The sequence below is a fragment of the Paracoccus sp. S4493 genome, assembly GCF_000967735.1.
Classification (GTDB): Bacteria; Pseudomonadota; Alphaproteobacteria; order Rhodobacterales; family Rhodobacteraceae; genus Paracoccus; species Paracoccus marcusii.
Map to the genome: position 1 here is coordinate 42,039 of NZ_JXYF01000020.1, position 14,822 is coordinate 56,860.

Here is a 14,822-nt window from a genome sequence, read left to right on the forward strand (position 1 = left end):
GCCCGGCGCCGGGGTTTTTTCATGGCCCGCGTTCACGAAATCGCGGCTTGAAGCCCGCCCCCTCGCTGGCCTAGCCTCTCGCTGGTCCAGACCGGAGAGACGACATGCGCCACGCCGCCCGCCTTGCCACGCTGCTTCTTGGGATCGCCGTGGTCCCAGCCTGGGCGCAGGACGCGGCCGGCGATCCGACGGTCATCAAGACGCATGGCATCGCCACCTTTGGCGAGCCCGCACTGCCCGCGGACTTTCCGCATCTGCCCTACGTGAACCCGGACGCGCCCAAGGGCGGCGAGATGTCCCAGCACGGCATCGGCACCTTTGACAGTTACAATCCGTTCACCTTCCGCGGTCGTGCAACCGCGCCCTCCACCATCATGCTGGAGCGTCTGATGGCACCGGTGCTTGACGACCCGTATTCAGATTATTGCCTGATCTGCGAAACGATCGAGTATCCGGAAAGCCGCGATTGGGTCATCTTCAACCTGCGCCCCGAGGCGCGGTTCAGCGACGGCAGCGCCCTGACGGCGGATGACGTGCTGTTTTCGTTCGAGTTGCTGCGCGACAAGGGCTTTCCGTCCTTCAGCGAGGCGATCAAGCGCCTTGTCGAAAGCGCCGAAGTTCTGGACCCGCACCGTATCAAGTTCACATTCCGCGAGGACGCGCCGCGACGCGACGCCATCGGGCAGATGGGTGCGCAGATCGTCTTTTCGCGGGCTGACTTCGAAGAGAACGCACGTGACATCCAGCAGACCAGCACGACGCCGTTCCTGGGGTCCGGCCCCTATGTCTTCGACAGTGCGGATTTCGGGCGGTCGATCACGATGCGGCGCAACCCGGACTATTGGGGCAAGGACCTGCCCATCAACAAGGGCCGGCACAATTTCGACACCCTGCGGTTCGAGTATTTCGGCGATTTCGACGCGGCCTTCGAGGCGTTCAAGGCCGGCATCTATACGTTCCGGGTCGAGCCGTCCGAACAGCTGTGGTCGACCGGCTATGACTTTCCGGCGGTGGCGGCGGGCGCCGTCATCAAGGAGGAGATCCCCGACGGCGTGATCGCATCGGGCGATGCCTGGGTCTTCAACCTGCGGCGCGACAAGTTCAAGGACATCCGCGTGCGCGAGGCGATCGGGCTGATGTTCAACTTCGAATGGTCGAACCAGGCTTTGTTCTATGGCATGAACACCCGGCTGGACAGCTTCTGGGACAACAGCGACCTGCAGGCCGAAGGCCCGCCCACGCCTGAGGAGCTGGCGCTGCTGGAACCCGTCGCGGCCGATCTGCCGCCGGGCATCCTGACCGACGATCCGGTCTCGGCCCCGGTCAGCGGCGAACGCCAGCTGGACCGCGGCAATGCGCGCCGCGCGGCGGCGCTGCTGGACGAGGCGGGCTGGACGACCGGCACGGACGGCATGCGCCGCAACGCCGCAGGCCAGACGCTGCGGGTCGAGTTCCTGGACTTCAACCAGAGCTATGACCGCATCGTGAACCCCTATGTCGAGAACCTGCGTGCGATCGGCGTGGACGCGGTCCTGTCGCGGGTCGACCCGTCGGAACTGACCACCCGCACCCGCAGCCATGATTTCGACATCGTTCGCGACAGCCTGGGCAACGGTTACGGAATCGGCGGCGGCACCGCACAGGCCTTTGGGTCCGAGCACAGCGACGACGTGTTCAACCCGATGGGCCTGGCCAACCCCGCCATCGACCGCCTGATCGAGATCGGCAGCGCCGCCACGACGGACGCCGAGAACCGCGTCGCCATCCGCGCGCTGGACCGGGCGCTGCGCAGCCTGCGCTTCTGGATCCCGCAATGGTACAAGCCGGTGACCACGGTCGCCTATTGGGACGTCTATGACCGCCCCGAGACCCTGCCCGCCCTTGGGTTGGGGGTCACCGACTTCTGGTGGTACGACCAGACCCGCGCGGACGAGCTTCGGGCGGCGGGCCAGCTGCGCTGAGACGGCGATGCGCTTGATTTCCCGGCGCGGATTGCCGACAAGCCCAGATAACGACAAGGCCCCGCCAAGGGGCACGGACCCAACGGGGAAGGGCATGCGCTGATGGGCGCCTACATCTTGCGGCGACTGCTGCTGATCATCCCGACCCTGATCGGGATCATGGTGGTGAACTTTACCCTGACGCAGTTCGTCCCCGGCGGCCCGATCGAACAGATCGCGGCCCAGGTCCGGGGCGAGGGCGACGTGCTGGGCAACCTGGCCGGCGCCACGGCCGACAGCGCCGAACAGCTGGGCGGCGACGTGGGATACGAGGGTGCGCGCGGCCTGCCTCCCGAATTCATCGCCCAGCTTGAAAAGGAGTTCGGCTTCGACAAGCCCCCGGTCGAGCGGTTCTTCTCCATGATGTGGAACTACATCCGCTTCGATTTCGGGACCAGCTGGTTCCGGTCGATCAGCGTGATGGACCTGGTCGTCGAGAAGATGCCGGTCTCGATCACGCTGGGGCTGTGGTCGACGCTGATCGCCTATGTCATCTCGATCCCGCTGGGCATCCGCAAGGCGGTGCGCGACGGATCGCGCTTCGACACCTGGACGTCGGGCGTGATCATCATGGCCTATGCGATCCCCGCCTTCCTGTTCGCGGTCATCCTGATGGTGCTGTTCGCGGGCGGCAGCTATTGGCAGATCTTTCCGCTGCGCGGCCTGACATCGGACAATTTCGCGGACCTGTCGGTCTGGGGCAAGGTCAAGGACTATGCCTGGCACGCGGCCCTGCCGGTGATCGCGGCCACGATCAGCAGCTTTGCGACGCTGACGCTGCTGACCAAGAACAGCTTCCTGGACGAGATCAACAAGCAGTACGTGATGACCGCGCGGGCCAAGGGGCTGACCGAACGCCGCGTCCTGTACGGCCACGTCTTCCGCAACGCGATGCTGATCGTGATCGCGGGGTTTCCGGCGATGTTCCTGGGCGTGTTCTTCGGATCAAGCATTCTGATCGAGACGATTTTCTCGCTGGACGGGCTGGGGCGCCTGGGCTTCGAGGCTGCGGTGCAGCGCGACTATCCGGTGATCTTCGGCACGCTGTATGTCTTCGGCCTGATGAGCCTGGTGGTCGGCATCCTGTCGGACCTGATGTACGTCTTTGTCGATCCGCGCATCGACTTTGAGAAGAGGGCGGGCTGATGGCGATGTCGGAACTGAACCGCCGCCGCTGGCGCAACTTCCGCCGGAACGGACGCGCCTTCTGGTCGCTGGTGATCTTTGCAGTCCTGTTCGTGACCGCGATGTTCGCCGAGATCGTGGCCAACGACAAACCCATCGTCGTCCGCTATCAGGGCGAACTGTACTGGCCCGCCTACAACTTCTATCCCGAAACCGCGTTCGGCGGCGATTTCGGGACCGAGGCGATCTATCGCGACGAGGCGGTGCAATGCCTGATCGTGTCGGGCGGCCGCGAGGAGTGCTGGGACGAGCCGGAGGGCTTCATGGCGGCGGTGCGGTCGGGTTCGACCGATGTGCCCAAGGCCGAACAGGGCTGGATGATCTGGCCGCCGATTCCCTATCACTACCGCACCATCAACAACGTGGGCACCGCGCCCTCTGCACCCGACGGCAACCACCTGCTGGGTACGGACGACACCGCGCGGGACGTTCTGGCGCGGGTGATCTACGGGTTCCGCACCTCGATCCTGTTCACGCTGATCGTGACGGTGGTGGCCTCGACCATCGGCATCACGGCGGGCGCGATCCAGGGCTATTTCGGCGGCCGCACCGACCTGGTGTTCCAGCGCGTGCTGGAGATCTGGGCCTCGACGCCCAGCCTTTACGTCATCATCATCCTGTTCGCGATCCTGGGGCGCAGCTTCTGGCTTCTGGTCTTCGTCACCATCCTGTTCGGCTGGCCCGCGCTGGTGGGCGTGGTGCGGGCGGAATTCCTGCGCGCGCGGAACTTTGAATATGTCCGCGCGGCGCGCGCCCTGGGCGTCAGCGACCGCAAGATCATGTTCCGCCACATCCTGCCCAACGCGATGGTCGCCACGCTGACGATGATGCCCTTTGTCGTCACCGGGACGATCAGCGGCCTGGCCGCGCTGGACTATCTTGGCTATGGCCTGCCCGCCGGATCGGCATCTTTGGGAGAGATGGCGCTGCAGGCGAAACAGAACCTGCAGGCGCCCTGGCTGGCCTTCACGTCCTTCTTCACCTTCGCGATCATGCTGTCGCTTCTGGTGTTCATCTTCGAGGGCATCCGCGACGCCTTCGACCCCAGAAAGACCTTCCGATGAGCGATCAGCCCGTCCGCCCCGCCCCCGGCGCCCCCGCGGCCGTGGCCGAGAGCCATGGCGGCTCGATGCCCGGCGCACCGCAGGCGCGTCCCGTGCCCGCCCCGTCCAGCGATGCCGTGCTGGCGGTCAGCGACCTGCGCATCGGGTTCCGGTCCGAAGGCGTCCTGACCGCGGCCGTCAAGGGCGTCAGCTTTCACATCGACCGTGGCGAGACCGTGGCCCTGGTGGGCGAATCCGGGTCGGGCAAGTCGATCACGGCGCTGTCCACCGTGCAGCTGCTGGGCGCCTCGGCCGAGGTCCAAGGGTCGGTGAAATACGCGGGCCGCGAGATGGTCGGCGCATCGGACCGCACCATGCGCGACATCCGCGGCAACGACATCAGCTTCATCTTCCAAGAGCCGATGACCTCGCTGAACCCGCTGCACACGCTGGAAAAGCAGCTGTCGGAAAGCCTGGCGCTGCACCAGGGGCTGTCGGGGGCCAAGGCGCGGGCGCGGATCATCGAACTGCTGACCCGCGTCGGAATCCGCGACCCGGAAACGCGCTTGGCCGATTATCCGCACCAGCTGTCGGGCGGTCAGCGTCAGCGCGTGATGATCGCGATGGCCCTGGCCAACGGTCCCGACCTGCTGATCGCGGATGAACCCACCACGGCGCTGGACGTGACCATCCAGGCCCAGATCCTGGCCCTGCTGGCCGAGCTGAAGGCCGACGAGGGCCTGTCGATGCTGTTCATCAGCCACGATCTGGGCATCGTGCGCCGCATCGCCGACCGCGTCTGCGTGATGAAGGATGGAGAGATCGTCGAACAGGGCGCGGTCGAGGACATCTTTGCCCGGCCCCAGCACCCCTATACCCGCAAGCTGCTGGCCGCCGAGCCGACCGGGCAGGCCGATCCCATAGCCCCCGATGCGCCTGTCCTGGTCGAGACGCGCGACCTGAAGGTCTGGTTTCCCATCAAGCGCGGCCTGCTGCGCCGCGTGACGGGGCACGTCAAGGCGGTGAACGGCGCGACCCTGTCGCTGCGCGCGGGAGAGACCCTGGGCATCGTCGGCGAATCGGGATCGGGCAAGACCACGCTGGCCCTGGGCATCATGCGCCTGATCGAAAGCGACGGCCCGATCCTGTATCTGGGCCAGGACATCCAGGCCTGGACCAGCGGCCAGTTGCGCCGCCTGCGCCGCGACATGCAGATCGTGTTCCAGGACCCCTATGGCAGCCTGTCGCCCCGCATGACGATCGAGCAGATCATCACCGAGGGTTTGGGCGTGCACGGGGTCGAACCCGGCCGCGACCGCCGCCAGCTGGTCACCGAGATCATGACCGAGGTCGGGCTGAACCCCCAGATGATGCACCGCTATCCGCACGAATTCAGCGGCGGTCAGCGCCAGCGCATCGCCATCGCCCGCGCGATGATCCTGCGCCCCAAGGTCGTCGTCCTGGACGAGCCGACCAGCGCGCTGGACATGACCGTGCAGGTGCAGATCGTGGATCTGCTTCGCGACCTGCAGCGGAAATACGGGCTGGCCTACCTGTTCATCAGCCATGATCTGCGCGTGGTGCGCGCGATGGCGCATCACATCATGGTCATGCGCGCCGGAGAGGTCGTCGAACATGGCAGCGTCGCGCAGATCTTTGACGCGCCCCGGCAGGATTACACCCGCGCCCTGCTGCGCGCGGCCTTTCCGATCCAAGAATGAAGATCCTGTTCGTCCACCAGAACTTTCCGGGCCAGTTTCCGCATCTGGCCCCGGCCCTGGCCGCGCGCGGCCACCAGGTCCTGGCCCTGACGGATGAGAACAACCAGCGGCCCAGCCCGATCCGGACCCTGCGCTACAAGGCGCCGGCGGCGGTGCAGACCGACAGCGCCCTGGGCCGGACCTATGCGGACCATGCGGAACGCGGCCTGCTGGCGGCGCGGGGGGCGCGTGCGCTGCGCGACCGGCACGGGTTTCACCCCGACATCGTCATCGGCCATCCGGGCTGGGGAGAGACGCTGTTCCTGAAGGAGATCTGGCCCCACGCGCGCCTGCTGGTCTATGCCGAGCTGATGTACCGCACCCGCGGCCACGACGTGGGCTTCGACCCCGAGATCAGCCCCGACCGGGACGAGGTGCGCTTCATGACCGTCGCGCGGTCGGCGCATCTGGTCCAGGCGATGGTGCAGGCCGATGCGGCCATCGCGCCCACCCGTTATCAGGCCGACAGCTTTCCGCCCGAGCTGCGCGGCAAGATCACCGTCATCCATGACGGCATCGACACCGCCCGCGTGGCCCCCGATCCCGCGGCCCGCCTGACCCTTCCGGGCGGCACGATCCTGCGCGCGGGGGACGAGGTGCTGTCCTTCGTGTCCCGTTCTCTGGAGCCTTACCGCGGGTTTCACGTGCTGATGCGGGCATTGCCCGACGTGCTGGCGGCGCGCCCCGACGCGCAGGTGGTCCTGGTCGGCGCCGAGGGCACCAGCTATGGCGCCAAGCCGCGCGATGCGAAAAGCTGGAAGGACAAGCTGCTGGCGGAGGTCGGCGCCCGGCTGGACCTGTCGCGGGTGCATTTCCTGGGCCGCGTGCCCTATGGCGACTATCTGTCGCTGATGCAGGTCGCGCGGGTGCATTGCTATCTGACCTATCCGTTCGTGCTGTCCTGGTCGCTGACCGAGGCGATGGCGGCCGGGGGGTATGTCGTGGCGTCCGATACCGATCCGGTGCGCGAGCTGATCACCGACGGGGTGAACGGGCGGTTGGTGCCGTTCTTTGACGGGGCGGCCCTGTCGGCGGCCCTGATCCGCGGATTGGCGGGCGATCCGCAGGCGGCGGCGATCCGCAAGGCGGCGCGGGCCACGATTCTGCGGGGCTATGATCTGGCATCGCAATCGCTGCCGCGCCAGATTGCCTGGGTGGAAAGCCAGGGCGCGATGCGATAGACCCTTGGCCACGCTTGCCAAAAGGGCCGCATCATGACGCAGATCAGGCTGACCAACACCCGCACCCGCCGCAAGGAGGAGTTCGTCCCCATCGACCCGGCCAACGTGCGTCTGTATCTGTGTGGACCCACCGTCTATGACCGCGCCCATCTGGGCAATGCCCGGCCGGTCCTGGTGTTCGACCTGCTGGTGCGGCTGCTGCGGCATGAATACGGCGACCGTGCGGTCACCTATGTGCGCAATTTCACCGATGTCGACGACAAGATCAACGCCGAGGCGCAGCGCCGCCGTGCGGCCGGTTCCGACCTGTCCCTGGAGGCGCTGATCGCCGAGCGGACCGAGGAGACGATCGGCTGGTATCACGCCGACATGGACGCGCTTGGCGCGGCGCGTCCGGACCACGAGCCGCGGGCGACCGCCTATGTCGGCCAGATGATCGCGATGACCGCCGACCTGATCGCCAAGGGCCATGCCTATGAGGCAGAGGGGCATGTGCTGTTCGACGTGCGGTCCTTTGCCGACTACGGCACGCTGTCGGGCCGTTCGGTCGACGACATGATCGCGGGCGCGCGGGTCGAGGTGGCGCCCTTCAAGCGCGACCCGATGGATTTCGTGCTGTGGAAGCCGTCCTCGGACGATCTGCCGGGCTGGGACAGCCCTTGGGGCCGGGGGCGTCCGGGTTGGCACATCGAATGCTCGGCCATGTCGGCGGCGCTGCTAGGGCCGCATTTCGACATCCACGGCGGCGGCATCGACCTGCAGTTCCCGCACCACGAGAACGAGATCGCACAGAGTTGCTGCACCCATCCTGGCGCGGGTTTCGCCAATGTCTGGCTGCACAACGAGATGCTGCAGGTCGAAGGCAAGAAGATGTCCAAGTCCCTGGGCAACTTCTTCACCGTACGCGACCTGCTGGACCGGGGCGTGCCCGGCGAGGTGATCCGCTTCGTCATGCTGTCCACGCATTACCGCAAGCCGATGGATTGGACTGAGGCCAAGGCGCAGGAGGCCGAACGGCATATCGAAGAGTGGTTTTTCGCTCTTGTAAAGGCGGGCTATAGTCGCCGGATGATAGACGTTCTAAAAAACGGCGGCGTCTGGAAGCCCTTGGATGCCGTCGTTAATGCACTTGCTAATGACTTAAACGCAGCGGAGGCAATGGCCGCATTGCATAAGTTCCCAACCAGCGACAGCGCTGTGCAAATGGCACCGTTCGCCGCATCGTTGGAATTGATGGGCTTCGTGTCGGATTGGGATGAAATCGGAAGCATCGCCCGATTGGGTGTAGGGAGCGTTGGCGATCACCCCGCCCGCGAACGTGTCGCTGCCGTATTGTTTGCCCGAGATGAGGCCAAGCGGGTCAAGGACTTTGCGACAGCCGATCGAATTCGGAAAGCGTTGGTGGATGCAGGTATTGAGATCCGTGATACGCCCGGCGCACCGTCCTCATTTACCATCCCGGGCGATTTCGATGAGTCGATCTTGGACGGTCTAGCTTCATGACTCTGGAGGCCTGCACCGAGGCGCTGCGCCAGCATGACCCCGACCGGTTCGGCGCGGTGCTGGTGGCCGAGGCGGCGGACCGTCCGGCGCTGGTCACGCTCTATGCGCTGAACCTGGAGATCGCCCGCGCGCCGTTCCAGTCGGCCGAGCCGATGCTGGCCGAGATGCGGCTGCAATGGTGGATCGACCGCCTGGACGAGATGGGGCAGGGCACCGCGCCCCCGCTGCACGACGTGCTGACGCCCCTGTGGGAGGCTTGGGGGACCGACGCGGGCGCCCTGTCGGACCTGGCCGAAGCACGGCGCAGGGATTGCGAACGCCAGCCCTTTGACGGGCCGCAGGCGGTGCTGGCCTATGTCTACGCGACGGCGGGCGCGCTGATGTGGACCGCCGCGCGCCTCTGCGGCGCGCCCGAAGGCACGCGAGAGATCGTGGCCCATCAGGCCCGCGGTGCCGGTCTGGCCGCGTGGCTGCGCGCGCTGCCGCAATTGCAGGCAGTCCGGCTGGGGCTGGAACCGGCCCGCCCCGAGGACGCGCGGGCCTTGGCGGAACAGGCGCGCGACGGGCTGCGCATGGCCGCACGGATGCACCGCAAGCTGCCGCGCCGGGCGGCGGCTGCGCTGTATCCCGGCCCCCGCGTGCCGCGCCTGCTGTCCGAGATCATGGCCGGGCGCACCGATCCGTTCGAGGCCACCACCGCGATCACGCCATTTCAGCGGCGCGCATCGCTGGCGCGGCTTGCGCTGACCGGGCATTGGTGGCGCTAGGCGGGCTAGAAACCTCTTTTCCTCGCGCGCGGCCTGTGACAGCAATTGCGAAAGGCCCGGCGGGGCGGACGGAAGGGGATCGCCATGGCAAAGGCCAAGTTCGACGACCAGGCACGGGCCGGGCTGTCGCTGATCGCGCCGCCGTTCCTGTATGCGCTGGTGATCCTGGCGGCGCCGCTGCTGACCATCCTGGCCTACAGCTTCCTGACCGACGGCTATCTTGAGATCATCCGCGACTTCACCTTGGACAATTATACCCAGGTGCTGACCGACCCGATCGTGCGGACGGTGATGCTGCGGTCGCTGGTCGTGGCGGCCATCGTGACGCTGGCGACCGTGGTGATGGCCTTTCCGGTCGCCTATTACGTCAGCTTCTGCGTGCGGCCCGAAAAGAAGGCCATGTGGCTGTTCCTCATCACGATACCCTTCTGGACCAGCTATCTGATCCGGGTGTTCCTGTGGAAGGTGATCCTGGGGTACAACGGCGTCATCAACTCGTCCCTGACGGGGCTTGGCGTCATCGACGAGCCGCTGACCTTCATCCTCTACAACACCAACGCGATCGTGCTGACGCTGGCCCATGCTTATGCGCCCTTCGCGATCCTGCCGATCTTCGTCGCGCTGGAGAAGATCGACCGCTCCCTGCTGGAGGCCGGGCGCGATCTGGGAGAAAGCCGGCTGATGACCTTCTGGCGGGTGACGCTGCCCCTGGCGATGCCGGGCGTCATCGCGGCGGTGCTGATCGTCTTCATCCCGACCATCGGCGACTATGTCACGCCCGAGGTCATCGGCGGCGGCAAGATCCCGATGATCGCCAACCTGATCCAGGTCCAGATGCTGGCGCTGGACAACCGGCCCCTGGGATCGGCGCTGGCGGTGACGGCCATGGCCATCGTGGCGGTGGTCAGCCTGGTCTTCCTGTTCCTCAACCGCCGCTTCCTGAAGGTGCGCCAATGAACCGCCAGGGACGCGGCCTGCAGGCCTATGCCATCTTCTATCTGCTGTTCCTGTATGCGCCGATCATCCTGCTGCCGATGTTCGCGTTCAACTCGGGCACGATCATCGCCTTTCCGCTGCAGGGGGTGACGACCGACTGGTTCCGGCAGATGTGGGCGGACGCGACGCTGCGCCGGGCGCTGACCAATTCGCTGACCGTGGCGGTGGCCTCGTCCATCCTGGCCACCTGCTTTGGCATCTTCGCGGCGCGCGCGTCGACCCGCTTCGTGTTTCCGGGCAAGGGCGGGATGATGGGGTTCATCATGCTGCCCATGGTGCTGCCGGAAATCATCGTGGCCATGTCGCTGCTGGTCGTATTGCTGGGCATGGGGGTGCAGCTGTCCCTGATGACGGTCATCGCGGGGCACACGCTGATCTGCATGCCCTATGCCATCGCGGTGCTGACCACCGCCTTCTCGTCGCTGGACCGCAGCCTGGAGGAGGCGGCCTATGACCTGGGCGAGAGCAAGTGGGGCGCGTTCCGTCTGGTCACGCTGCCCTTGGTCATGCCGGGCATCATCAGCGCGCTGCTGATCAGCTTCACCATCAGTTTGGACGAGTTCATCCTGGCCTTCTTCCTGGCGGGGAACGAACCGACGCTGCCCACCTACATCTTCAGCCAGCTGCGTTTTCCGCGCGCGATCCCCGTCATCATGGCGTTGGGCACGGTGCTGGTGATCCTGTCGATCGTCCTTCTGGCGATCGGCGAATATTTCCGCCGCCGGGGCAATGCCCGCATCGGCGGCAAGCCCACCGGAGGGTTGATGTGACCGAAGCCAAGCCGATGATCGAATGTCAGGGCGTCCACAAGTATTACGGCGACTATCACGCGCTACGCGGGATCGACCTGACCATCCGGGCCGGAGAGTTCTTTTCCCTGCTGGGCCCGTCGGGCTGCGGCAAGACCACGCTTCTGCGCACCATCGCGGGCTTCGAGGACATCAGCGACGGCGCCATCCTGATCGGCGGCAAGCGCATGGAGGAGGTGCCCGCGAACAAGCGGCCCACCAACATGGTGTTCCAGTCCTATGCCATCTTCCCGCATCTGACCGTCGCCGAGAACGTGGCCTTCGGCCTGCGCCGCGATCCGCGCAGCAAGGCCGAAAAGGCCGCCGCGGTCGAGGAGGCGCTGGCCATGGTCGGCCTCAAGGGATACGGCGCGCGATCCGCGCATGCCCTGTCGGGCGGCCAGCGGCAGCGGGTGGCACTGGCCCGCGCGCTGATCCTCAAGCCCAAGGTGCTGCTTCTGGACGAGCCGCTGTCGGCCCTGGACCGCAAGATGCGCGAGCAGATGCAGGTCGAGCTGATCAAGCTGCAGCGTCAGGTCGGCATCACCTTCGTCCTGGTCACCCACGACCAGGAGGAGGCGCTGGTCATGTCCGACCGCATCGCTGTCATGTTCGAGGGAGAGATCGCCCAACTGGACGGCCCCGAGGCGCTGTATGCCCGCCCGGCCACGCGCCGGGTCGCGGATTTCATCGGGGTGATGAACTTTCTGCCTGCCACGATCCTGTCCGAGGAGGGCGGCACGGTCACCGTCGATGTCGCGGGCCTGGGTACGGTCGAGCTGCCCGAACGCCAGGTCAGTCGCGCCAATCCCGACGATGCAGGTGCCGTGATCGGTTTCCGTCCCGAGACGATGACCCTGGTCGGTCCGGGCGCGACCCACACGCAGCCACGCGAGACCAACGCCACCATCGACGAGGTCGTCTATTACGGCGACATGACCTATTACGACCTGCGCCTGGACGGCGTGGCGCGGGGCGACGGCAAGTCGCGCACGGTCCGCATCTCGATGCGCAACGTCTTTGGCCGCGACGTGCAGGAGGTCGGGACGCGGACCCGGTTGGCTTGGTCGCCCGGATCGCTGGTGCTGTTCCGCTGAGGCGCGCTGCGCCTTAGCGCGGCGTCAGCCTGACCCAGATGCCGTCGCGCGCCCGGATCGTCAGCCGGGCGATGGGCATCGGCTGGCGGTCGGTCACCTCCAGCCGCCACCGCGCGGTGATCGCGGCCAGCATCACCACCCCCTCGACCATCGCCAGCCCCGCGCCGGGGCAGGCGCGCGGCCCGGCCGAGAACGGCAGGAACGCCGCGCGGGCGCTGGCCTTGCCCTCCGGCGTGTCCCACCGGGCGGGGTCGAAATCATCCGGCCGGTCCCACAGCCGGTTGTGCCGGTGCAGATGCCACGGAGAGATGACCAGCTGCGCCCCGCGCGGCACGGGCCGGTCGCGGAACGTCTCGGGGGCGGTGGCCTCGCGCACGAACATCGCAACGGCCGGATACAGGCGCAGCGCCTCGCGGAACACGGCACGCGTGGCGCGCAACCCGCCGACGCTGGCGAAGTCGTCCAGGGTCGCGGCCTCTGCCGCCACGCGGTCCTGCCAGTCGGGATGGGCGGCCAGCAACCACAGCGCCCAGGCCAGGACCGAGGCACTGGTCTCGTGCCCGGCCAGGAACATGACCGCGACCTGGTCGATCATCTCGGCTTCGGAAAACGGCGTGCCGGTGTCGGGGTCTGGGGTTGTCATGATCCGCGTGGCCAGATCGTCGGGCGCCGTGCCCGCTGCGATGGCCCCGCGACGCTCGCGCACCAGATCGCCGATCAGCCCGCGAATGCGCGTGGCCGTGACGCGGGTGCGGCGCGAATGGGGCCTCGGCATCCAGGCGGGCAGGGGCAGTAGGGCCGCCAGGTTCACCAGGGGTTGAGCGGCCTGATGGTCGCGGAACGCCTCGAACACGTCCGTCGCAATGCGGTGTTCGACGGGCATCGAGAACAGCGTGCGAAAGATCACGTCGGCGGCGGCATGGGCGGCCTGCGGCTCGATGTCCTGTACTCCCGCCGTCAGCCGCTGGCTGGCCGCGCGCGCGGCGGCCAGCACGGCGGGAAAGCTGTCGCGCAGGCGGCCGCCGTCAAACGCCGGGTCGATGATGCGCCGCTGGCGCGCCCAGTCCGCGCCGTTCGCGATGAAGACGCCGTTGCCCAACAACGGCGCCAGACCCTCGCGCATGCGGTTCGATTTCGGGAAATCGCCCGGCCGATCCTGCAGGATCAGCCGGATCAGCGCAGGGTCGTTGCAGAAGAAGCTGTGGATCACCGGACTGCGGAATTCCGCCATCCACGCGCCGTACAGGCGTTCCGGCAGCGCGCCCAGCAGGTCGCGCCTGAACCCGCGGATCAGCCCGCGCAGCGTCCCGCGGCCCTGTGCGCCCTGGGGGCGGGGCGTCATCGCGCGCCCACGGGCCGGGTGATCCGCCCCGGCGACGGCTTGCGCCCGGCGAACCGCTGCGCCAGTGTCCGCGGCCCGGCGGTGATCGCGAAATAGTCGTAATCGCCCGGCCGATCAAAGGCGCACAGATACTGGAAGTGCAGCTTGAACCATCGGTTCCTCAACGCGGCCTGCCGGTCCGGCGACAGCGTGTGCGTGAACGCCGCCGAAATCACCAGCGGCCAGCGCTGGTCCGGGCCGGCCTGTCCGCAGACCGCCACCGGATCGCACAGCGCGAAACAGCAGGCATCGCCCGGCGCCGTCACGTCCAGCCAGAACAACCCGTCGCTGCGCGCCAGCCAGCCCAGATCGTCGCGCAGCCGCCCGGCATCGGGCAGGAACGCCGCCATCGGCACCACGTGCCCAAGCGTCAGCAGCGACAGCGCCGGGCCGGGGTCGGCACGTTCGCGCAGCAGATCGGCCATCAGCGACACGGCCAGATAGGCGCCCGAGGAATGGCCGACGACCAGCACCTCGTCCGGTCCGTCGTCCAGGATCGCCGTCAGGCGGGCGCGGAACTGGGCCAGCCGGTCCTCCAGCGCGGGGGGATAGGCGCCGCGATGGCGCGCGGTGAACGCGTAATCGTGCATCAGGTAATAGGCGAACAGCCGATGATCCAGCCGTCGCCCCAGGACCAGCACGCCCCATGCCACCGCCAGCCCCACGGGCAGGCCGGGCCAGCCGCCGACCAGCCACGCCGTCAGCCCCCCAGCCAGCAAAGCCAGCGCCAGCTGTGCCAGCAGCACCGCGATGGGATAAAGCGCCGCGATGACCGGCCCGCGCCGCAACCGCATCAGCCGCGACAGGGTGCCCGTCGCGATATAGGTCCAGGACGTCCGCGCCAGCTGTGCGAACGTCCCCGCGATGCCCTGCCGCATCGAGGCCTGAACGATGTCGGACCACAGCGCGACCTCGATCACGGTGGTGGTGTCGCGACCCTCGACCCGGCCGTGGACGGCCCAGGCAAAGCCCTGCGCCTGCGCCTTGGTGATGCGCAGCCGGTGGCCTGAAATCCGCGCCTGACCCGCGGCCTCGCGCCGATACAGCTCGCGATAGCGGCGCGGCGGGATGGGGTCGAAACCCGGCAGGTACAGGACGTGGCGGCGGAACTGTGCGGTCAT

At 67.3% G+C, this 14,822-nt stretch carries 12 protein-coding genes; 10 read left to right on the top strand and 2 right to left on the bottom strand.

All coding sequences use genetic code 11. The features are described from left to right. Positions 1-104 precede the first annotated feature (104 nt). The 10 genes from TW83_RS04100 (at position 105) to TW83_RS04145 (ending at position 12,320) form a co-directional block, all read left to right on the top strand. Positions 105-1,961 (top strand): extracellular solute-binding protein, encoded by a 1,857-nt coding sequence (locus TW83_RS04100; RefSeq protein WP_045981501.1) that lies wholly within the window; start codon positions 105-107, stop codon positions 1,959-1,961. 102 nt (positions 1,962-2,063) lie between these two features. Beyond that, positions 2,064-3,146 (top strand): microcin C ABC transporter permease YejB, encoded by a 1,083-nt coding sequence (locus TW83_RS04105; protein WP_045981502.1) that lies wholly within the window; start codon positions 2,064-2,066, stop codon positions 3,144-3,146. Then, positions 3,146-4,249, top strand: a complete 1,104-nt coding sequence (locus tag TW83_RS04110; protein WP_045981503.1) for an ABC transporter permease — start codon at positions 3,146-3,148, stop codon at positions 4,247-4,249. The genes TW83_RS04105 and TW83_RS04110 overlap by 1 nt, the downstream gene beginning before the upstream one ends. A 65-nt stretch (positions 4,250-4,314) precedes the next feature. Further along, a complete protein-coding gene (locus tag TW83_RS04115; protein WP_045981544.1) occupies positions 4,315-5,949 on the top strand; it encodes an ABC transporter ATP-binding protein in 1,635 nt (544 codons plus the stop codon). Next, positions 5,946-7,169, top strand: coding sequence for a glycosyltransferase (locus tag TW83_RS04120; protein ID WP_045981504.1), 1,224 nt, complete (start codon positions 5,946-5,948; stop codon positions 7,167-7,169). Before TW83_RS04115 ends, TW83_RS04120 begins: the two co-directional genes overlap by 4 nt. 33 nt (positions 7,170-7,202) lie before the next feature. Beyond that, complete coding sequence (gene cysS / locus TW83_RS04125; protein WP_045981505.1) at positions 7,203-8,672, top strand: cysteine--tRNA ligase; 1,470 nt, start codon at positions 7,203-7,205, stop codon at positions 8,670-8,672. Beyond that, on the top strand, positions 8,669-9,439 hold the full coding sequence (locus TW83_RS04130) for a squalene/phytoene synthase family protein (RefSeq protein WP_045981506.1): 771 nt from the start codon (positions 8,669-8,671) through the stop codon (positions 9,437-9,439). The genes cysS and TW83_RS04130 overlap by 4 nt, the downstream gene beginning before the upstream one ends. 84 nt (positions 9,440-9,523) lie before the next feature. Then, positions 9,524-10,396 carry an ABC transporter permease gene (locus TW83_RS04135; protein ID WP_045981507.1) on the top strand — a complete coding sequence of 291 codons (873 nt, stop codon included), beginning with the start codon at positions 9,524-9,526 and terminating at the stop codon, positions 10,394-10,396. Further along, positions 10,393-11,205, top strand: a complete 813-nt coding sequence (locus TW83_RS04140) for an ABC transporter permease (RefSeq protein WP_045981508.1) — start codon at positions 10,393-10,395, stop codon at positions 11,203-11,205. The genes TW83_RS04135 and TW83_RS04140 overlap by 4 nt, the downstream gene beginning before the upstream one ends. Positions 11,206-11,219: 14 nt before the next feature. Continuing rightward, positions 11,220-12,320: an ABC transporter ATP-binding protein gene (locus TW83_RS04145; RefSeq protein ID WP_045981545.1), complete on the top strand. Its 1,101-nt coding sequence runs from the start codon at positions 11,220-11,222 to the stop codon at positions 12,318-12,320. Positions 12,321-12,333: 13 nt separating this feature from the next. Here TW83_RS04145 and TW83_RS04150 read toward each other — a convergent pair whose 3' ends face one another. Together TW83_RS04150 and TW83_RS04155 are read right to left on the bottom strand one after the other, a co-directional pair. Then, entirely contained in the window at positions 12,334-13,662 is a 1,329-nt protein-coding gene (locus tag TW83_RS04150) for a cytochrome P450 (protein WP_045981509.1), read from the bottom strand. Beyond that, complete coding sequence (locus tag TW83_RS04155) at positions 13,659-14,822, bottom strand: hypothetical protein (RefSeq protein ID WP_045981510.1); 1,164 nt, start codon at positions 14,820-14,822, stop codon at positions 13,659-13,661. The genes TW83_RS04150 and TW83_RS04155 overlap by 4 nt, the downstream gene beginning before the upstream one ends.